Consider the following 20865-nt stretch of genomic DNA (forward strand, 5'->3'; position numbering starts at 1 on the left):
ATCTCGCTAACGCTTTTAAGCCGTCAACAGCGTGCTTAGTGTAGGTCAATGACTATAGCTGTATCACTGCTGTTGATTTTTGACCCGATCCTTTTAAGCGACTATTAATCTTTTCTAAGACAAATCGTGTTTCTTCTATCTCATCATGTGGAATATCAGACAGTACTTCTGTTGCTAAGTCTGCAATCAGACTCCGTGAATCATTCACATAAGCCATACCTCGTTCTGTCAATTCGATATATTTTAATCGTTTATCTGAATCAGAATTAGCATATGCACATTGAACAAGTTCTAAATCAAATAACTTCTTGACACGTCTACTTACTGCTGCTTTGTTCACGCCTTGTCGTATCGTAATCTCAGTGAGTGTTAATGCTTTTTCGTGTGATAACATTAAGAGTACACTTGATTGCTCATTAGAAATACCATATTGTGTACGTAAATCTCTTAATAAACCAGCCGTTAACGCATTCATATTCGTTATAAATTCACCCATAAAACGAATGTGTTGATTCATTGTGTCATTTTTCGACATGCTCTGCACCTCTTTATTTTTCATCACATATACTTTACTATCCTACCAACTTTTCTTTTGTAAAGAAACTTGGGATTCCTCAAATACTAAAAAAATCTAGTATCGTGAAGTATATTATTTGATAAAGGAGAATAAATATGGGAGGATTACTCTCAATTATTCCATTATTATATCTTATTCTTATAATTATAGCGAAATATATAGCGTGGTGAAAAAACATCTCCTAAATATTTCAGGTTGTTTTGTCACTTAATAACGTTATTAATCAGTAAACATATGCATAGCGTGCCATAACAAACAATAAGTCTTATGTACTACCTATTATATAAACAGTCATCTTAATTGTATTACAACTTCTAACATCTATTCGCGAAAAAGACGATACAAATGTTTACATCACACATTTGCATCGTCTTTTTCACATGTTATTTTTGTGTCAATTGTCCACCATCAAGATATAGCATGCGATCTGCATAATCAAATAAGCGCTCATCATGCGTAACCATCATACCGATTGCATTTTCATCGCGCACTTGCGCTTTAATCATTTCTACCACATCTGTAGCACGCTTAGCATCCAAGCTTGCTGTCGGCTCATCGGCTAACAATAATGTGGGTTGATTCATCCAAGCACGCATTATTGCTACACGCTGTTTTTCGCCGCCTGACAACATATGCGGATAGGCGTCCAGACGATGTCCAAGACCTATCTGTTCAAGCAAAGTAATCGCACGTGCTGAAGCCTCGTTCTTTGACATTCCCGCTTCTTGCCCCACTGCCATCAACTGTTCCTTCACTTTTAGATACGGTAATAGATGAGAGGCTTGGAAAATAAATCCAATGTCTTTTAAGCGCTTCTCTGTTCGTTCTTTAGCTGACAATTGTGTAAAGTCTTGTCCATCTAATAGCACTTTGCCCTGACTCGGTGTCAATAAACCACCTAGAATTGTTAAGAGTGTTGATTTACCAGAACCAGATGCGCCATTTAATATAACGAATTCTCCTGGCTGTACTTCAAAATTCAAACCTTTCAATACATCTGTGGCTGCTTCCCCTTGCCCAAATGTTTTCACTAAATTTTCTACCTTCAAACTCATGCAAAGCCACCTCCAATCGCTTCTATCGGATCAATTTTATAGACACGTATAAACGATAATAATGCACCAACTAATGCAACAATAATAAAAATAACAATTGTCAGTACAATAATCATCGGTGTTACAACAAAAGGCATCGTTCCAGGCAAGAACATAGAAAGTGTAATAACTATCCCAATACCTATCAATACGCCTAACATTGTAACGAACAAAATTTGAAATATTAATGCGGATAACAAATGAATTGTTTTAACACCTACTGCTTTTAAAATACCGATTTCAGATGTTTTTTGAATCGTCATAACATAGAAAAACGCAGTTAAAACGATAGCAGTTATAACAAACAAGCTAATTACCATCATATTCAATGGCATTTGTTCTGCTTGATAACTTGGAATAGCTGCTTTTAATGCATCTTTGGTTGTCACTTCTATTCCATCAATATGCTCTAAGTCATGAATTTGACTATCACTCACATCATGTAATGGGTAAAGTGCTGTCGCAACGTGTTGAGCAGCCACCTGTTTCAATCCTTGTTCTGTCATCAATGCCACGTTAGCATGAGAATGCATCGTGTGCTCAAAAAAACCAACGACTTGTAATTTTTGATTTTGCTCTTGAATGTTAATCTTATCGCCTACTTTAACGCCTTTAGCAGCGACTTTACTGTTCAAAACGACTTCTTGTGCGCTTTGCGGATAATGCCCTTCTTTCAATTTCGGACGTTCATTATCTGGCAAATTCACGAATAACATATCTTCTTTCGTATTGTCGAATTGCGTTGAAACTTTGGCTATTTCTACAGGCTTATCTGTAATAACCCCTTCAATTTCTTTTTGTGTAGCCGGAGAAAATCTCGACTTTTCCAGTACTTCTTCTGCATCTTTCTGTATAACATACTGCTCTGCTTTAAAACCATCTAACATCGACACATTTTCGCGTGCTAGCCCTTGTGCTAATCCAGTAATAAATAGCACCATACTCGCTAATAATATAACGATAAATAAAATCAATGCATAACGAAATTTATAAAATTTTAATTCTGATATTGCCAACTTCATCGTCGCAAACTCCTTTCTGCTTCATATCGTACCTATAATATATAGTGCTTATATGAACAGAATATGAACGCAAATACTTTTTGATCGTTTTATATGATATTTTTGCCACTACAATTCACGACAATATGGACTATGATAAAATGGACGTATCTTATTTTGAAAAGAGGAAAGCTTATGACCGTTTCTTGTTTAATTGTCGATGATGATCCCGAAATCTTGACCTATGTTGCTACGCATATTACAAAAGAAGGTTACCAAGCTATTACATATCCCAATGCAGAGGACGCACTTGATTATGTAGCGGATCATGCCATTGATATTGCAATTGTAGATGTCATGATGGATGGTATGGATGGTTTTGAACTATGTCAAACACTGAAATATGACTATAATTATCCAGTGATTATGTTGACAGCACGCGATGCACTCAGTGACAAAGAACGTGCTTTTTTGGCAGGTACTGACGATTATGTGACCAAACCTTTTGAAGTAGCTGAGTTAATATTTCGTATCAAAGCGGTGCTGCGCCGTTATCAAGTTCAAACTGACATCCTACTTGAATTAGGCAACCTCACCATCAATCAAGCAGAGCGGACAACGAAAGTGGGATCTAAAGTACTCATGCTTCCTAATAAAGAATTCGAGCTACTAAACTTGCTCGTTGCTTATCCTCAACAAGTATTTGAACGTGAAACATTAATCACTAAAATTTGGGGTTTTGATTATGAGGGGGATTCGCGCACTGTTGATGTGCATATCAAGCGTTTGCGCGCGCGATTAAAAAAACTTGGTGCAAATGTTCATATTGAGACAATGCGTGGCGTAGGCTATCGGGTGAGTGCCGATGTTTAAATCATTATACACACGCCTCGCTGTTTATACGCTTACTGTTATGTTGATTAGTGCTATTACCAGTTTTTTAATTACCAATGTCTACTATCACTTCACCTTGAAAGAACAGAATGATACTAAAGTCATGACGACACTAAAACGTGCAGACACATACAAATCTGTTCATAATGATGAAACACTCACGGAATATCTAAAGTTATTAGGCAATCTGAATTATCAAGTGATTGCGATTGACGAACAGCACAAAGTACATCACTATGGCGCATCCTTCCGTAAATATAATCTAAGTCAGCGGGCTATTGACCAAGTGCTCGATGGTAAAGATTACCACGGTATTCGTAATCGACCATTCAATCCCCTCATCACCGGTTTTTTTGATAATGAATCACGCAATACGGTAGGCACACGCTTCCAAACAACATCTGGTAATTACGCTGTTTTTATGCGTCCAGATATCAACTACTTATTAGCAGAATTTCGCTATTTCTTGATTGTATTGATTGGGCTACTCGTCATTTTCTCAATTCTTTTAGTCATTTGGTCTACATACGCACTTGTAAAGCCTGTACAACAATTGAAAAAAGCGACAGAACAGATGATGAAAGGGAACTTTAATACGCCTATCGCTGTTACACGTTCTGACGAGATTGGTACTTTGCAATATCATTTTGATACAATGCGTGTTGCATTAAAACAATTGGATGATATGCGTCAGCACTTTGTACAAAATGTCTCACATGAAATCAAAACACCATTGACACATATTCACCATTTACTAAATCAACTGCAAAACGAACAAGATTCAAGCCAACAAACGCACTATATTCAACGCATTTACAATGAAACACATCGTTTGAGTCATCTTACACAACAACTGTTACTGTTATCAGAAATGGACAATGGTGACCACTTACAATTCGATGAGACTTTCAAAGTCGATCAACTCATCCAAGATATTCTTGCCAATGAAGGCTATACGATTGAACAGAAATCACTGAGCATTATCTATGACTTACCAAAAACTCCATACACTGGTAACCAACGTCTACTCACACAAGCAATTGGCAATATCATTCGCAATGCAATTAAATATACACCCATGTACGGAACAATTGACATTAACTTATATGAACAAGACAATCAGCTATTGATTACTGTAGAAGATGATGGTCCTGGCATGGACGCTGAAACAGTCTCACATATCTTTGAGCGTTTTTACAAAGCAACATCTCATACTGATAGTAACGGGTTGGGCTTGGCGATTACAGAATCAATCATTGAACGCCATAATGGACAAATCAGCGTACATAGCACACCTGATGTCGGAACAATATTCACGATTAGATTGCCTCTTGCATCATAAAAAAGCCATTGGCATTAAGGAAGAACACCTACTCATAATAGGTATTACAAACCTTTCTTGCCAATGGCTTTTACTGTTACTTATTTTCTGGATTAAGCTGCAAGTATTTGACAACTTCTTCATTTACTTTGTCATATAACGCATCTTCATCACTCAATTTTTTGCCGAACGACGGAATCATCTTTTTAATGCTTTGCTCCCATTGTGGGAATTCTTCGCCAAATGCACGTTGTAACACGTCCAACATAACAGGTACAGCTGTCGATGCACCAGGAGATGCGCCGAGGAGTGCAGCTAACGTACCATCTTGAGACGTGATGACTTCCGTACCAAATTGCAATGTCCCTTTACCTTTATCAGTATCTTTAATGACTTGTACCCGTTGACCTGCTACAACGACACGCCAATCTTCATTTTTAGCATTAGGTACGAACTCACGTAAATCGTCCATGCGTTCATCATTTGATAACATCAATTGCTGGATCAAATATTTTGTAAGTGGTATTTCTTTCGCACCTGCCGCAAGCATCGTCAAGACATTGTTTGGTTTCACGGACTTGATAAGATCAAAATACGAGCCTTGCTTCAAAAACTTAGGTGAAAATCCTGCAAATGGACCGAACAATAATGTACGTTCACCATCAATATAGCGGGTATCTAAGTGTGGCACAGACATCGGTGGTGCCCCTACTTTCGCTTTGCCATATACTTTCGCATGGTGTTGCTGTACGACATCAGGATTTTTACAGACTAAGAACAAACCGCTTACCGGGAAACCACCGATATGTTTTGATTCCGGAATACCTGTCTTTTGTAATAATGGTAAACTCGCGCCTCCTGCACCAATGAACACAAATTTAGAAACCACTGTAAATACTTTGTCTTCCCGAATATCACGTATCTTAACTGTCCATGTCTTGTCTTTATTTTGCTTTAAATCCAGCACTTCATGCTCATAATAAACAGCACCTTTACGTTCTTCTATGCGCTTAAGTAGCTGTTTTGTTAACGCACCAAAGTTCACATCTGTACCTGAATAATCACGCGTTGCTGCAATAGGTGTCGATAAATTTTGGCGTCCTTCCATAATCAACGGCACCCATTTTTTTAATGTGTCTGGCTCATCTGAAATCGTCATATTTTTAAAGAGATTATTATCCTTTAACGCTTCCACACGCGCCTTTAAAAATCGCACATTATCTGTCCCCATCACAAAACTCATATGCGGTACAGAACGAATAAATTTTTCTGGCTCAGTTAGTTGACCCGTTTTAACTAAATGCGCCCAAAACTGCTTTGATACTTGGAATTGTTCGTTAATGTGAATTGCTTTCGTAATATCTATTGAACCGTCCGCTTGTTCTTTCGTATAGTTCAACTCACACAATGCTGAGTGCCCCGTTCCTGCATTGTTCCAAGCATTCGAACTTTCTTCCGCACACTTTCCAAGACGTTCAAAAATACTAATCTCCCAATCAGGTTGTACTTCCTTCAACAACATACCTAGCGTTGCACTCATAATACCGCCACCAATGAGCACTACATCTGTCTTGTTATGCAAGTTATTCATAACAATCCAGTCCCCCCTTTTCGTTTGTTCATATTTAGTATTGACACAAAAAATGCGCCCGTTTAAAAATTTCGCTGTCTCCCCGACAAAAATAACGTTTATAACATACTATTTTTGCTACTGCTGCACGTGATACGCTATGAAACGTAGCGTTATTTATGCGTCTCTGTATAACCCTTTGTGCTAATCGATTGTAAAACATCTTAACACATTAATTATAACGCTAAAAAGATTAAGAAAAAAGCGCTTCCCTCATAAAAATTCAGTTAATCTATCAAGTTCGTCTAAAATTTCAGCTGACTGATAAAATAACTCACCTTATTTCTTTCTATTCTCTGATATAACTAGAAAACTCATAAACATATATGAATCACGTAAACCCCAGTTCTCTCTCATTACTAACAGTGCTATAATAAGCTAAAAGAAACAAATTGAGGGATGCACCATGAAATCAATCACATTCTTAATACATAACATCTATGCAATGGGGGGCACAGTCAAAACAATCAGCAACTTAGCTAATGAACTTGTAAGACAAGGCCACCCTGTTAAAATTATTTCTGTATTCCAATCACAAAACCAACCATATTTCAAACTGGATTCTCGAGTAAAAGTCGTATCTCTTATAGATTATCGATTGAAAGTGGGTAATATTGTCTCGCTGTTGGCTAACCGTATTCGTAAGTTCACCCCACTATTACAACCTAAGTACTTATCTCAACATGAACCAGGATATCGTCAATACTCAAGCTATGTAGAACGTAAGCTTTTGCGCGCGATACAACAAGATACATCTGATGTTCTTATAGGAACTCGCGCAAGCCACAATATTTTAATTGCACGTTATGCGAAGCCACAACAATGGCGTATTGGTATGGAGCATATGAATTTTACAGCACACTCTGAAGCGTACCGCAATGAAATCGTACAGTATTATGCGCAATTAGATGCCATAACAACACTCACGTCTGTAGACCAAATGCATTATCGACAAGTGTTGCCACAAACACCTGTTTTTATTGTTACGAATATGATTGCCGAAAAGCGCTACAATATGATGAAGAAACATCAAATTATCGCAGCTGGGCGCTTTGAATATGAAAAAGGATTCGATTTGTTAATAGAAGCTGTTTATTATATTCAAGAAGATCTGAGAGAAGAAGACTATACAGTACATATTTTTGGAGATGGTCAAGAAAAAGAAGCGCTGTCACAAGCGATTAACTATTTGCGTTTACAAGATTTAATCTTCCTCCACCCAACAACACAACAACTCAATAGTTACATTGCGGAAAGTAAAATAACGTGTATCCCATCACGCAATGAAGGTTTTGGCATGACCATATTAGAAGCTATGAATCAGGGCAGCGTCGTAGTAAGCTTTGATGATAACGTGGGACCCTCAACGTTAATTCACCATGGAAAAAATGGCTTTCTCGCCCCATACGGTGATGTCAAACAACTTGGTTTGCAATTACTAGAAGTGATACAAAACATACATGGACAACGACTCAAGACGATTCAACAGGCTGGATATAACACAGTGATGGCTCATGCACCCGAACAAATCTACCAGCAATTTAATCACATGTTGGCAACATTGGCGCAACGTCGCTCATAACGAATGGGGCATACTTTTAGACAATTTTACAGAGAATGGGCAACGGAATCTTTTAAAAATGAGATTCCCATCCCAATCCAAGTACATAAATCAACCATGTTTCAACATCTAGATTCTATCGAAATTCCTGATACTTGAACACTGTTATTACCCCGTCTATTTCATAACAATAATAGACAAAATATTATCTTTTATGGTGGAATGGCATGATGAGCCTTTCCGCCTTTTTAGTATGTAAAGAACACACAATCACTATGGACTGTACGCTAAATGAAGACAACTCAACTGGAACGACATTATGAATCAAACTAGGGACTTGTTAATCCAAAAGATAAACAACCCGAAAAGTAACCTTTTATATTTTAAGAATAACCATTCCACTCTATAATAGCTATCCTTATTATCAATATGAGAAAAAGTATTCAAAAAATGTTTAATTCCTTATTTTTAGGGGGAAATAAAAAAAACATACAACAAAACTTACTAAGGGGTTAGCAGCAATAGCAATCGTAAGTCGTATTACAATAAGTTCAGGAGTTACTGATTATTATGCAAATGCAGCTGATAATAATGAAGTATCATCAACACAACAAGAATCAGGTAAAATAGTGAAAATTAATGATAATACTGCTAGAATCGATTTACGTGAAAATGTGAATTATAGTATCGATAAAAACGGACAAGCAACCTTAAAAGACAAAAATACAAATAAAACAGAAGTTTTGCCAAATCATGCAAAAGATAAAAATGGAAATGATGTTTCTTTGATATACTTTGAAGATGATGGAAATTTAGGAGTACATGCTCAAAGCTCTGTACAAACTAGAGGAGTCGGAAAATGCGTATCTGGTATAGCAGGTGGTGCAATAACAGGAGGTACTACTTTAGGTCTTGCAGGGGCAGGCGTTGGAACGGTTACTTTACCAATCGTTGGAACAGTTAGTGGTGGAGTCGTTGGTGCTGTTGGTGGTGCCGTTGGTGCTGTTGGTGGTGCCGTTGGTGGTGGACTAACTGGAGGTGCAACTTTCTGCTAATAATCTAGGAGTGATTCCATGAAAACAATCTTTAATATAAGAATATGTTTGTTATTGTCTTTAATAATAGCATCATGGACAATAGTTAGTATAAAGTTTAGTAATATTAGCACGACTCAAGTCTTAATAGCTAATTCATTTATATTTATCGCTTATATATTATATTTAATTAAATTCATTAAATATAATAAGAAACAAAACACCTAATTTTATTCCAATTACTTTATTGACGTTGAATCTCTGAACGTTTAACAATCCCAACGAACTAGACAACTCAACTGGAACGACATTATAAATAAAACTAGGGACTTGTTATTATCTTTCCACCATAAAAACTGAACAGTAAACAACAAAAAGCGTGCATTGTGCTCAAACTAATGAACATATGCACGCTTTATTAAGCTATTCTAACTAATAATTAATGACAAGACAAATGTCCAGATACACCAGATGACTAGCAATCCTGCACTATATTTCAATGTCATCTTCAAGAGTTCTGATTCTTTACCTACTTGTTTAACAGCTGCTGTTGCGATAGCGATAGATTGTGGTGAGATAAGTTTTGCAATGGCACCACCTGCTGTATTCGCCCCGACTAGAAGCGCACCGCTTGTTCCAACTTGAGGGGCAACAGACGCTTGAATTGGCGCAAATAATGCGTTGTTATTTACAACAGATCCTGTCATAAATACACCAATCCAACCTAAAATAGGTGATAAGAATGGGAATACTTTACCTGTTTTAGCAATACCTTCACCCATAGCAGCTGTTAAGCCTCCATAAGTTGTTAATTTTGCGATTGCTAAAATCATACAAATTGTTAAAATTGGTAACCATAATTCTTTAAATGCTTCTGCAAGTAATTGACCTGCACGTTTGAAATCTACTTTCTTAGATAAGATAACTGTAATCACACCGGCAATTAATAATGCAGTACCCGTTTGATTCAATAAGTTAAATAATAATGTAATTGGTTGACCCGATACATCATTCATTGTGCCTGGAAGTGGAATTTTAACCGTTAAGAACTCTAAAGCGCCACCTTCCATGAATAATCCTTTGAATGCTTTAGTACTCCAGATTAACACAAGGACTGTCAAGATACCGAACGGACTCCACGCATAAATCACTTCTTTGACACTGTGACGTGTTACTTCTATTTTTGGCTCTTCAGCGTTTAAGCGGAAGATATTTTTTGGTTGGAAACGTTTAGATACAAGTGCTAACGTACCCATTGATGCCAATGGTGGTAAAATATCGATTAGCTCTGGACCTTGAATATAACTAAATAAAATTTGTAATACTACATAAGGAATAATTGTTGCTAAAATCGCTGGTAATGTTTCACGAATCCCTTTAAATCCATCTAAAATAAAGATTAATAAAAATGGGATAAAAATTGTTAAGATTGGTAAGCTATAGTTTAATGAACGCGCAACTTCCAATGCTGTAATGTTACCGTGTAAGTTCAATGTATCGATAACTGCTACTGGTAAGCCGATTGCACCATATGCACCAGCGGCACCGTTCGCTACTAAGCAAAGCATCGCAGCTTTTAATGGTTCAAAGCCTAATTGAATTAATAACACAGCACAGATAGCAATTGGTACACCGAAACCAGCAACACCTTCTAAGAAACAGTTGAAACAAAAACCGATTAATAACAGTTGAATACGTTGATCTTCAGAAATTGTTGTAATACTATCTTGTATCACTGAAAATTGACCTGTTGCAACTGTTACTTTATATAACCAAACAGCCATCATTACGATAAAGCCAATTGGTAAAATACCTTGATAAAAACCTTCTACAACGCCACCAGTTGCAATTCCTACTGGTAACTTAAATACGAACAGCGCAATTACAATAGTAACACCTAAAGTTGTCAGCGCTGCATAAATTCCTTTCATTTTAAAAACTGTTAGACAAAGTAAAAATAAAATGATTGGAATACTTGCTACTAATGCAGATAGTGCAAGATTTTGGAATGGATCAAATGAATGTACTAACATCTCTTTCATCTACCTTTAATATTTATTTACTTACTTATGAAACAAATTTATTTGTGATTTATTTCACATGAAGAATATACCATGTATCCTTTAGTAAATCAATATGTTATCGTAATTTTTTTATTAATAGATAAAAGATAAAATTACACATTGAATCAAACTACATTTAAACATATAAAAGCCTATATTCCTTTTAATAAACTAACATTTATTTCTAAAAAAATCAAAATACTTTTAACATAAAAATGACACGCCAAAAAGGATTGAGACTCTATTGCCTCAATCCTTTTCCTTATTATTGACGATATGCAGGGTCTACGATTTTAGACTGTCCTGTTGCATCTACTGTTACTATCGTATATGTTCCTGGATTCGCTTGATTCAAGAAACTAAAGACGTACATATTATATCCGTCTTCCCCTTCAATCGCATAGTCATTGTATGGGTTCTGATAACCGTTAAACTGATTGACTTCAGCATTTGCCCGTTCTAATGCCACTTGGAAATCTGGTAATACTTGCTGTGCTTGTTGTGCACTAATTGGTTGACGTACTAAATTTTGAGCAACAGGTACAACATTTTGTCCTTGATATGGTTCTGTACTATTTGTTCCTGCAGTTTGCTGATCTGGCTGTGTGTTATTTTGTTGTGCTGTATTATGCGTTACCTGTGCAGACGTATGATGCTGTTGCGTTGTATCTTTCTGTGCCGCATTATCAGTATTATTACCTGTCTTATCTTGCTGAGTATTTTCCTTTTTGTTATCGTTCTTCGCAGTCGTCACTTTGTCCGATGATGTTTTTTGTTTCGTCTGTTCTGTCTTCGTCTCAGCTTGTTTCTCTTTGTCAGCATTTTTAGAACTTTCATCGTTAGAACATGCTGCTAATACAAGTACTAATGCAAAAAGACCGGCCAATAATTTTTTCATCATTATTACCTCCAAATTTTAAAATGCACTACTTATCTTTATATTACACTTTTTTACAAGTATAACCAATTATCTTCCAGTTAACTAATTATGATTTTGAGAAGCATGTGCATCAATCGGCATCTCCATTAAATCATCTACATCAACTATCCCACCCATAATAAAATCTAATGTGCCTGTTTTCTTCATTCCTTGTTTGCGATAAAAGTGCAATGCTTGACGATTTTCCGACCATACACCTAACCAAACATCTGTTTTCCCCCACGTCCGAGCTATTGTCAAAGCCTGATTAAACATCGTCTGGCCTAAGCGTTGACCATGGTAAGTTTCATACAGATAAAAGCGCTGTATCTCAGCATAGTTATTCCCTTTATCAATTGTTTGTGCGTTGCCAATATTCAACTTGAAATAACCAGCAAGCCTTCCTTCCACTACTAATAGATAAAACTGTGACTCTTTATTCTCAATCTCTTTAGTCAGCGTCTCCTCACTAAAAGCAGTTTCAAAATATTGTTGAAAATGTTGGTCTTCTTCGCCATTTTCACGATACGCATCTTCAAATGTTTCCATACTCACACGACGTAAAAGATGTACTTGATCTGGTGTCACTCGCTCAAAACGGTAATCCATCTCATTTTCCCTCCTTGCCCTATCACCTTAGTTATAACGCAGGCACCGTGTTGTTTGCAACATACTTTCTGACCTTGTTATATTTAAATTGATTGCTTCACAAAAACACACCTATTGAGGAGGTATTTTAATGCAGTCATTCAAAGCCTTTGTTGTATCAGAAAAAGACGGTACTTTCACAAAGACCTTTCAAACATTGACAACTACAGATTTACCAGACGGAGACGTTACTGTCCGCATTCATTACTCTAGTGTTAACTTTAAAGATATGCTTGCCACCCAGCCTAACAATAAAATTATTCGGCACTATCCATGTATCCCTGGCATAGACCTTGCTGGGACTGTTATCCACTCGCAACACCCTGACTTTCATACCGGCGATAAAGTCATTGCAACAGGCTATGACTTAGGCGTAGCACATGATGGCGGTTTTAGTGAACTTACACGCCTACCAGGAGAATGGCTTGTACCGTTACCCGACAATCTAACATTAGAAGAAGCAATGATTATCGGTACGGCAGGTTATACAGCTGCTTTATCCGTAGACGCCTTAGAGCGCAATGGTCTCTCCCGTAACGAAACCCCTATACTCGTCCGCGGCGCTTCAGGAGGTGTTGGGACGATGGCAACCATGATGTTACATGCATTAGGTTATTCTGTCGTTGCAAGCTCTGGTAATACCGCTTATGCAGACATCCTTACACAAATTGGTGCTAAAGACGTGATCCCACGAATAGATGACATCACTCCCAAAGCCTTGCACAAACCACAATGGCAAGCAGTGATTGATCCGGTTGGTGGTGATTCAGTTGAAGAAGTGTTGAAACACATCCAACCATTTGGAACGATGGCATTAAGTGGCAATACGGGTGGCGCTGACTTTCATAGTACGGTATTCCCGTTCATTCTTCGCGGTGTAAAACTCATCGGTATTGACTCCGTTTATACACCTATGTCATACCGTCAATATATCTGGAAGCGCCTTGCTACAGATCTCAAACCGCTTCACTTACATACGGTTAAGAAAGTCGTTTCTTTTGATGAGTTACCTAAAGAGCTCGATGCAATGCAACAAGCAACACATCACGGACGTATTGTTATTGATATGCAAGCCGAAATGTAATATTAAGCGTTATTCCACTTATCATTGAATACGCATATTTCATCGTTTCCCAAATTAAAAATATTTTTGTCGTATAATATAACAACGATATTGATATTCATTATCATTTATTAGATAATAGAGTTATCAATTTTGGGAGAGGTGTCTGAGAATGCAAGATTTAACAATCATCGGCGGTGGCCCAGCTGGGCTTTTTGCTAGTTTTTATGCGGGTTTAAGAGGAATGTCTGTACGACTCATTGATGTTCAACCTATTTTAGGCGGTAAGATGCAACTATACCCAGAAAAAATTGTATGGGATATTGGTGGTGTTGCGCCTAAAACAAGCTATGAAATTATTCAAGACATGATTCAACAAGGTATGCATTTCAATCCAAAAGTATGTCTGAATACTAAAGTAGTTGATATTAAAAAACATGCAGAACAGAACTTCGAAGTCATTGCTGAAGATGGTACATCTTATCGTTCACGATCAGTCATCATTGCAATTGGTGGCGGCATTATTAAACCACAAACGCTAAACATTGAAGGTGCAGAACGTTTCGAACTGACTAACCTTCATTATGTCGTCCAAAAATATGAACGCTTCAAAGGGAAAAATGTGCTCATTTCAGGGGCTGGAAATGCTGCTCTAGACTGGGCACGTGACTTATCTGACTATGCCAAAAGTGTTACGCTTGTTTATCGTAAAAAAGATATTTCAGGGCATGAAGCAATGGAAAAAGTGCTTAATGAATTAAACGTTCAAAAAATGCCTAATAACAAAATTATCCAACTTAAAAATACAGATAATGATCCTAATACAATTGACGAGGTCATCCTTGAGCATACCGAAACAGGTGAACTGACACATGTCAATGTAGATGAAGTCGTTATTGGCCATGGCTTCGAACGTGATCTTAGTCTGCTTAAAAAGGTTGACTTAGACATTGATTTAGCTAACGACTATTTTATTGCTGGTCAAGGCAATTCACATACTACGGTTCCTGGTGTTTATGCTTGCGGTGATGTTGTGCAACATCCAGCTAAAGTCCACCTTATTGCCAGTGCCATTAGCGATGGCGCTCATGCGGCCAACAGCGCAAAGCAATATATTGAACCAGAAGCACCAAAGAATGGCTTTGTTTCGAGCCATAACGACATATTCAGAGAAGCAAACAAAAAATATTTGCCATAAAAATGTAGAAAAAGAAGCTAGGACACAACTATCCAGCTCCCCACTTAAAAAACCTTGATTAAATGTAGAAAAACATCTAATCAAGGTTTTTAACAGATATTAGTTTTTTAAATAAAGCACTCCCGTATCATTGTTAATAACGACAAAAACAATAAATAGGAGTGCTTTATATTCATAAAAAGTATAGTATATCTCAACTTACTTTAGCATTCAGAACAAAGTCTGGGACAATAGAACCTTTTTAGAAAATCGAGAGTCCTATCCATTCCCTTGCGTTACACTTATTTTTCTGTATCTCTCGGTTCTTTAATAATAGCTTGTCTCAACAAGAAGAACAATAGAATAAATCCTGCTGTAACAGTCACATGACCCATTCCTGCAAATCCTGAGAACGACGCTGGGACTTCTTGACCTGAAACCTGCATAAACCCTTTCGCAAACTGCATACCAACAGTTAGAAGAACACCGATATTGTAAATGATAAAAAACCAATTAAACAAATAGTAACTACTAATCTTAAAAAGTTTTTCAATAGAGATTAATATCAGAAAGACAAACATTCCGAGTGTCAACAGATGCGTATGCATCACACTCATTTGCGTTTCTCCTGTAAAGTTGTAATGCAGTGTTAGTTCTCGGTATGTAAACCCACTAAACAAACCTAGCGCCGTATAAAACATAAATGCATATAAAATTCTTTTCATGTATTACGTACACTCCTCGAATTGGACATATTTGCAAAAGACAACTTACTTTCTCTGCAAAATCATCCTGCCCGTTTCTACATTATTCCACCCCTCATTATCCTTTTTTACACGAGTAGTGTCAATAACCATTACTTGTCAGATTTCGTAAAATCGTTGCGCTTGAACAAGGCAATTGCTGATACGATTAACGCCAAAATTGACACAATCCATAACACTGTCTGACCTACTGGTGCTTTTGAAGCGCCCTCTGTCTGCTCCTCATTCACTTGACTCGACTTCACCTTAGTGCGCGGGGCAGGCGTTTCACTCTGCTCATCTTCAGCTGTCCAACTTACAACGGTTCCATCTTTATATGTCTGTGTTGCTTTCCATATAAAGGTACCCTCTTCTTTTGGATTCGCTACAACTATCGGAAAATCCATATGTTCATTTGGTCCGATTCCTTTATCTGTCGCTGTCCATGTTACTTTCTCTATATTTCCCTTACTATCCTTTTGAAAAGTATGCTTAAATCCGGAAACAGGCTGAACTGTAGACAATGAAACGCCTTTAGGCACCTCTAATTCTAACTTCACTGTTTGATCATTACGCTCTACCGGCACGCGCACATTATATTCCTCATATGAGCCCGGCTCACTAACCCGTGGATTCAAAGTTACATGTGCTTCTGCTACAGTTACTGCACCAAGTGATATTACGATTAACAAAGCCAAACTTGCGAATAATTTATTGAATTTCATTTTTTTACCACCTTTTCTGCTTATAAAGGAATTACTATTTGACTCATCGTCACACCCGCTAATATAAGAAATAGACCGATTAACAATTCAATGTATAACAATGATTGACTAATATGTCTCTTTTTCTGCATCGCCCATATTGACTGTACGCCACCTAACACAACAAGAACGATTGTAAATAACAGCTTACCGAACCATAGCCCACTATAAATCGTTTGTTGTGTCACCAACGCTTGAATTGAAGTCGCATCAATAGTCATTAAAATCCCGGTTAGAACAATCACAAACACAGCACTCAAGTTAGACTTCAGCAAGACATCCCGCAGTATTAAAACATAGGAATGACGTTCACGAGCCCTTAAGTAACAGATAAGATATACGAAGCTACCTAACCATAAAGCAATCGCTGCTAAATGTAACGTTCTGATGGTCAAAGCATATAACGGTACATCTTGCGCCCATACATGCCCTGATATTGCCAAACTGATAAAAATGCACAGTGGCATAGCATGATACCAGATACGTTCCATATTTTTAAGCGAAAATAATATCAATGTTGTAATCAAAGCAACTGTTGATAACATAAATGGAAATGCCAACCATGTCGTTATATCGAGATGTAAAAGATCCTTCATCACAGTTTTAGGTAATGTCATTAAGTACAATATACCAGTGAGTCCAACAAGTATTATGAGCAACCATATCACACGACGACATTTCGGAATAACGTCATATGTCGGGATATCTTGACGTGCCATCAAACGATTCACCATATATAATCCAGTTAATATCAGTACGCTTCCTTGCATAAAAAAACGCATGACACCCAGCCACCAAAAAGAATTGGTATAAAAAGGCTTCGTCGTTTCTATCTTTGTAACAGTCTGATGACCAATTGAAAAATGATATTGTCCTGACACCTCGTGCCCATCTGGTGACACTGCTTGCCAAACGACTGCATACGTTCCTTCGTGATGTTGTTGTGTCTTGAATGTCACAGTGTTAGAATAGCCCGTCTCTTGTGAACGTAATACTTCAACTTGTTGTCCCTGATCATTGTAAAGCTTCACCTCAACGTATCGAACATTCACTGGTTCACTGAATGCCAATTCCAGTTCATTAGGTGCTGTCGACAATACTTCCTCTGCTTGAGGTCGTTGTCCTTCTAAAGAAACATGTGCAGATGCTTTATTAAATTGACCTCCGATGACTACGCTGCATATAAGCAAAAACACCCAAAACGAAATGATACGTTTTGAAATCCCCATATCCCCACTCCCATATATTGTATATTCTCCCATATACTATAATATTCTATCAAAACCCAACAGAAATACAACAAAAATTATCAGACACTTAAAAACACCTTTTATGACGATTATAGTCGCCACAAAAGGTGCCCTAGATTTCCTTTGTTAAGTTGTTATCAGTTCTTCATCATGGATAACATCATCGTTCAAGCCCACCATAGACTCTGAAATATTACGGGAATTGTAGCCGATTCGCTCTAATACAGCAATCATATCGACATACAACAAACCGCCATCTGTTGAACATTTACCTTTGTTCAAACGTTTGATATGTGCTTTTCGCAATTTATGTTCAATCGTAAATGCCTCTTGGCTGCGCTGTGCGACTTCATCTTTCTTCGTCGTATCATAAACATCTAACGTTTCCAAAGATTTATCAAATGATTCCATCACAAAGTTAAAGAGTTTCTCAATTCCATGATGTGCATCTTCCGTAATCGCAATCTCTTTACGTTTTTGTCGCTCAATCAATTCAATATATTCTCTAACGCGGTTCGATACTTTTAAGATATTACGATTGACATCAAGCATAACAGCTAAGCGTTCAGCATCCTTTTGATTCACATCTTTCGTAGATATCCGCACCAGATAACTTCGGATACCGTCATTAATCGTTTTAACTGCCTGATGTTTCTGGTCAATTTTCTTTAATAACTTCTTATCAAATTGTTCTGCACCACGAACATCTTCTAACATAGATTGGACAATTTGACCTACATTTTGCAATTCTTTTTGTGTCTCTTGTAATGCTACACTAGGCGCATGATACACAAGATCTTTATTCAAATGCTGTGGCTTATAATCTTCTGTCACATCTTTACCCGGCACAATTTTTGTGACTAACCATGCGAGTGCCCCTACAAATGGCAATTGAATGATTGTATTCGTCACATTAAACGCACCGTGTGCAAATGCAATCGCCATCTCTGGCTTTAAATGCCATGATGCTTGTAACATGCCAACTAAATGTACAACTACTGGTAAGAAGATTGAAAAAATAATGACACCAATAACATTGAAGATAACGTGAACAAAAGCGGCACGTTTCGCTGCTAATGAACCCGCCAAACTTGCTAAAACAGCTGTGATAGTAGTTCCGATGTTATCACCTAACAATACAGGAATCGCACCATGCAATTCAATTAAGCCTTGTCCATAGAACTCTTGTAAAATACCAATTGTTGCGCTTGAACTTTGTACGAGTGCAGTCAAACCAACACCTGCTAAGATGCCATAAAGTGGATTTTCCGACATATCTAACATTAATTGTCTAAAACCTTCAAGTTCTGCAAGTGGCTTTACCGCACCACCCATGAATTCTAAACCAAAAAAGAGCGAACCAAATCCAAAAAGAATACGTCCAATATTATTAATCTGAGACTTTTAAAAAAAGAAAATAAGGAACGCACCAACTGCTAGTATCGGCATCGCATATTCACCGAGATCAATCCCAATAATAAATGCAGTGACTGTTGTACCAATGTTGGCACCCATAATTACACCAATTGCTTGTTTCAACGTCATAAATCCTGCTGTAACCAAACCAATTGTAATGACCGTTGTTCCCGAACTACTTTGAATCAGAATTGTCACGATCATCCCCGCCAAAACACCTAGAAGTGGATTCGATGTAAACTTGTTCAAAATATCACGCAGACGTTCACCTGCAGAAGCTTGCAGACCATCACCCATAACTTTCAATCCGTATAGGAATATACCTAAACCACCCAAAAATGAGAAGATGATTTGTGTAATAGACACTTCCATGACTTCACCTCTAACAATAATTTTTATTATGTATTTCGTATCGTACGTACTTCAAAGTATGAAGCATCATTGTAAATTTAATGTTAATCTGAGGTGAATTTTACTTTAATTAACAAAAAGCTAGGATATTGATAGAAAGCACTGTCAAATATGAGAAAAGTTTTATAAAAGACATTTGTTGCCTGGCGTGTTCAAGGAGCAGCACTGGCGACAACACTTAAAAAACGATAAACAATATCTCAAACACTATTCTCATATCGTTAATAACAAAAAAATTCATACAATAGGTAACGTTATTTCAAGAAAACGGGTATGATATAACTATAAAATCTGACGCTAATTTATGAACTAAAGGAGACTATGTATGATTACAGCTTACAAAAACAATGCCTCCCTGCATGTAGAAACAACTGAAAACTGGGAATCAGCTCAATGGTTGAATGTTGTAAAACCAACGCAAGAAGAGATTCAAGCTTTGATTCACACTTATGGTTTTCCCAAAGACTTTCTAGAAGATGCTTTAGATAGTGAAGAAAGCTCACGTATTGAATATGACGATGATAGTGGCTATTCATTGATTATCAGTGACTTACCGATTACAAAGTCTGGAAAATACAAACTCAAAAGCTTTACAACTTTACCTCTTGGCATTATCCTCGGGAAAAATATTATCGTAACAGTATGTGCAAAATCCTTTCCATATTTAGAACATATCACACAGAAGCCTGTAAATCTTAGTTATAAAAGTCAATTTGCTGTAAAGCTGATGTATGATATGGCAGCACAATATAATAGAAGCTTACGTCTCCTAAATAAAGAAAGACGACAAGTTGAACAGAACTTACAACAGCGTGTCACAAATACACACCTTTATTTATTAAGCGAGATTGAAAAAAGCTTAGTTTATTTCTTGGCATCACTCAAAACGAATGCTTCAACAATACGGCATTTATTTCGTTTACCTGCCATTAAACGTTTTGACGAAGATGAAGAGTTATTGGAAGACTTGCAGAATGAACATCAACAAGCCGTGGAAACCACTGAATTATATTTACGGATTATTGAAAGCATGTCTAACTCTTATGCATCCTTATTATCAAACCAGCTCAATACTACAATGAAAACTTTGACGATTTTTACTGTGTTGCTTACTCTACCGACACTTGTCTTTAGCTTTTTCGGCATGAATGTACCATTGCCAATTGATACAAATAGTGCATTGTCATGGGTTATCATTATCGTAATTTCCTTTGCACTTGTTGTCGTTATGTTTACTGTATTATGGCGTAGTAACAAGTTGTGACCATATAGACGTCAAAAAAGTGAGTCGCGCTTCTC

At 37.1% G+C, this 20865-nt stretch carries 17 protein-coding genes and 1 pseudogene; 7 read left to right on the top strand and 11 right to left on the bottom strand.

The window, feature by feature from the left end:
• Positions 1 to 52: 52 nt before the first annotated feature.
• The 3 genes from tcaR to NXS11_RS04210 all read right to left on the bottom strand — a co-directional run bounded on the left by tcaR (position 53) and on the right by NXS11_RS04210 (position 2693).
• Positions 53 to 535: a MarR family transcriptional regulator TcaR gene (gene tcaR, locus NXS11_RS04200; RefSeq protein WP_259199227.1), complete on the bottom strand. Its 483-nt coding sequence runs from the start codon at positions 533 to 535 to the stop codon at positions 53 to 55.
• 425 nt (positions 536 to 960) lie between these two features.
• Positions 961 to 1632, bottom strand: a complete 672-nt coding sequence (locus NXS11_RS04205) for an ABC transporter ATP-binding protein (protein WP_259199229.1) — start codon at positions 1630 to 1632, stop codon at positions 961 to 963.
• Complete coding sequence (locus tag NXS11_RS04210) at positions 1629 to 2693, bottom strand: ABC transporter permease (RefSeq protein ID WP_259199230.1); 1065 nt, start codon at positions 2691 to 2693, stop codon at positions 1629 to 1631. Before NXS11_RS04210 ends, NXS11_RS04205 begins: the two co-directional genes overlap by 4 nt.
• Positions 2694 to 2867: 174 nt before the next feature.
• On the opposite strand from NXS11_RS04210, the gene NXS11_RS04215 reads away from it, so the two are divergent.
• Positions 2868 to 3545 carry a response regulator transcription factor gene (locus NXS11_RS04215; RefSeq protein WP_259199234.1) on the top strand — a complete coding sequence of 226 codons (678 nt, stop codon included), beginning with the start codon at positions 2868 to 2870 and terminating at the stop codon, positions 3543 to 3545.
• Positions 3538 to 4908: a sensor histidine kinase gene (locus NXS11_RS04220; protein WP_259199238.1), complete on the top strand. Its 1371-nt coding sequence runs from the start codon at positions 3538 to 3540 to the stop codon at positions 4906 to 4908. Before NXS11_RS04215 ends, NXS11_RS04220 begins: the two co-directional genes overlap by 8 nt.
• Positions 4909 to 4984: 76 nt before the next feature.
• Here the strand turns inward: NXS11_RS04220 and mqo are convergent, their stop codons facing one another.
• Positions 4985 to 6478 (bottom strand): malate dehydrogenase (quinone), encoded by a 1494-nt coding sequence (gene mqo, locus NXS11_RS04225; protein ID WP_259199241.1) that lies wholly within the window; start codon positions 6476 to 6478, stop codon positions 4985 to 4987.
• Between the two features lie 445 nt (positions 6479 to 6923).
• On the opposite strand from mqo, the gene NXS11_RS04230 reads away from it, so the two are divergent.
• Positions 6924 to 8099 (top strand): glycosyltransferase family 4 protein, encoded by a 1176-nt coding sequence (locus NXS11_RS04230; RefSeq protein ID WP_259199243.1) that lies wholly within the window; start codon positions 6924 to 6926, stop codon positions 8097 to 8099.
• Positions 8100 to 8707: 608 nt separating this feature from the next.
• Positions 8708 to 9133, top strand: a complete 426-nt coding sequence (locus NXS11_RS04235) for a hypothetical protein (protein WP_259199246.1) — start codon at positions 8708 to 8710, stop codon at positions 9131 to 9133.
• 407 nt (positions 9134 to 9540) lie between these two features.
• On the opposite strand, the gene NXS11_RS04240 is transcribed toward NXS11_RS04235, so the two are convergent.
• From NXS11_RS04240 to NXS11_RS04250, 3 genes are all read right to left on the bottom strand, one after another.
• Positions 9541 to 11145, bottom strand: coding sequence for an L-lactate permease (locus tag NXS11_RS04240; protein WP_259199248.1), 1605 nt, complete (start codon positions 11143 to 11145; stop codon positions 9541 to 9543).
• Positions 11146 to 11440: 295 nt separating this feature from the next.
• Positions 11441 to 12073: a hypothetical protein gene (locus tag NXS11_RS04245; protein ID WP_259199250.1), complete on the bottom strand. Its 633-nt coding sequence runs from the start codon at positions 12071 to 12073 to the stop codon at positions 11441 to 11443.
• Positions 12074 to 12157: 84 nt separating this feature from the next.
• Positions 12158 to 12703, bottom strand: a complete 546-nt coding sequence (locus tag NXS11_RS04250; protein WP_259199254.1) for a GNAT family N-acetyltransferase — start codon at positions 12701 to 12703, stop codon at positions 12158 to 12160.
• 130 nt (positions 12704 to 12833) lie between these two features.
• Between NXS11_RS04250 and NXS11_RS04255 the strand changes: the two genes are divergently transcribed.
• The gene (locus tag NXS11_RS04255; RefSeq protein WP_259199256.1) at positions 12834 to 13826 is read left to right on the top strand and encodes an oxidoreductase; all 993 of its coding nucleotides are present in this window, start codon (positions 12834 to 12836) and stop codon (positions 13824 to 13826) included.
• 151 nt (positions 13827 to 13977) lie between these two features.
• Positions 13978 to 15003: an NAD(P)/FAD-dependent oxidoreductase gene (locus NXS11_RS04260; RefSeq protein WP_259199259.1), complete on the top strand. Its 1026-nt coding sequence runs from the start codon at positions 13978 to 13980 to the stop codon at positions 15001 to 15003.
• 281 nt (positions 15004 to 15284) lie between these two features.
• Here NXS11_RS04260 and NXS11_RS04265 read toward each other — a convergent pair whose 3' ends face one another.
• From NXS11_RS04265 to NXS11_RS04280, 4 genes and pseudogenes are all read right to left on the bottom strand, one after another.
• The gene (locus NXS11_RS04265) at positions 15285 to 15707 is read right to left on the bottom strand and encodes a DUF2871 domain-containing protein (protein ID WP_259199260.1); all 423 of its coding nucleotides are present in this window, start codon (positions 15705 to 15707) and stop codon (positions 15285 to 15287) included.
• A gap of 131 nt (positions 15708 to 15838) precedes the next feature.
• The gene (locus tag NXS11_RS04270; protein WP_259199262.1) at positions 15839 to 16450 is read right to left on the bottom strand and encodes a YcnI family copper-binding membrane protein; all 612 of its coding nucleotides are present in this window, start codon (positions 16448 to 16450) and stop codon (positions 15839 to 15841) included.
• Between the two features lie 20 nt (positions 16451 to 16470).
• On the bottom strand, positions 16471 to 17718 hold the full coding sequence (locus NXS11_RS04275; RefSeq protein ID WP_259199264.1) for a copper resistance CopC/CopD family protein: 1248 nt from the start codon (positions 17716 to 17718) through the stop codon (positions 16471 to 16473).
• A gap of 147 nt (positions 17719 to 17865) precedes the next feature.
• Positions 17866 to 19521: pseudogene (locus NXS11_RS04280) on the bottom strand (Na/Pi cotransporter family protein).
• A gap of 370 nt (positions 19522 to 19891) precedes the next feature.
• Here NXS11_RS04280 and NXS11_RS04285 point away from each other — a divergent pair.
• Entirely contained in the window at positions 19892 to 20830 is a 939-nt protein-coding gene (locus NXS11_RS04285; RefSeq protein ID WP_259199266.1) for a magnesium transporter CorA family protein, read from the top strand.
• The last annotated feature ends 35 nt before the right edge of the window (positions 20831 to 20865 follow it).

This window comes from Staphylococcus americanisciuri, from assembly GCF_024814435.1.
In the GTDB taxonomy this organism is placed as follows: Bacteria; Bacillota; Bacilli; order Staphylococcales; family Staphylococcaceae; genus Staphylococcus; species Staphylococcus americanisciuri.

Excerpts from the sequence above, each read along its gene's own strand:
- tcaR (WP_259199227.1), bottom strand. The coding sequence starts at position 535 with ATGTCGAAAAATGACACAATGAATCAACACATTCGTTTTATGGGTGAA.
- NXS11_RS04205 (WP_259199229.1), bottom strand. The coding sequence starts at position 1,632 with ATGAGTTTGAAGGTAGAAAATTTAGTGAAAACATTTGGGCAAGGGGAA.
- NXS11_RS04210 (WP_259199230.1), bottom strand. The coding sequence starts at position 2,693 with ATGAAGTTGGCAATATCAGAATTAAAATTTTATAAATTTCGTTATGCA.
- NXS11_RS04215 (WP_259199234.1), top strand. The coding sequence starts at position 2,868 with ATGACCGTTTCTTGTTTAATTGTCGATGATGATCCCGAAATCTTGACC.
- NXS11_RS04220 (WP_259199238.1), top strand. The coding sequence starts at position 3,538 with ATGTTTAAATCATTATACACACGCCTCGCTGTTTATACGCTTACTGTT.
- mqo (WP_259199241.1), bottom strand. The coding sequence starts at position 6,478 with ATGAATAACTTGCATAACAAGACAGATGTAGTGCTCATTGGTGGCGGT.
- NXS11_RS04230 (WP_259199243.1), top strand. The coding sequence starts at position 6,924 with ATGAAATCAATCACATTCTTAATACATAACATCTATGCAATGGGGGGC.
- NXS11_RS04240 (WP_259199248.1), bottom strand. The coding sequence starts at position 11,145 with ATGTTAGTACATTCATTTGATCCATTCCAAAATCTTGCACTATCTGCA.
- NXS11_RS04245 (WP_259199250.1), bottom strand. The coding sequence starts at position 12,073 with ATGAAAAAATTATTGGCCGGTCTTTTTGCATTAGTACTTGTATTAGCA.
- NXS11_RS04250 (WP_259199254.1), bottom strand. The coding sequence starts at position 12,703 with ATGGATTACCGTTTTGAGCGAGTGACACCAGATCAAGTACATCTTTTA.
- NXS11_RS04255 (WP_259199256.1), top strand. The coding sequence starts at position 12,834 with ATGCAGTCATTCAAAGCCTTTGTTGTATCAGAAAAAGACGGTACTTTC.
- NXS11_RS04260 (WP_259199259.1), top strand. The coding sequence starts at position 13,978 with ATGCAAGATTTAACAATCATCGGCGGTGGCCCAGCTGGGCTTTTTGCT.
- NXS11_RS04265 (WP_259199260.1), bottom strand. The coding sequence starts at position 15,707 with ATGAAAAGAATTTTATATGCATTTATGTTTTATACGGCGCTAGGTTTG.
- NXS11_RS04270 (WP_259199262.1), bottom strand. The coding sequence starts at position 16,450 with ATGAAATTCAATAAATTATTCGCAAGTTTGGCTTTGTTAATCGTAATA.
- NXS11_RS04275 (WP_259199264.1), bottom strand. The coding sequence starts at position 17,718 with ATGGGGATTTCAAAACGTATCATTTCGTTTTGGGTGTTTTTGCTTATA.
- NXS11_RS04285 (WP_259199266.1), top strand. The coding sequence starts at position 19,892 with ATGATTACAGCTTACAAAAACAATGCCTCCCTGCATGTAGAAACAACT.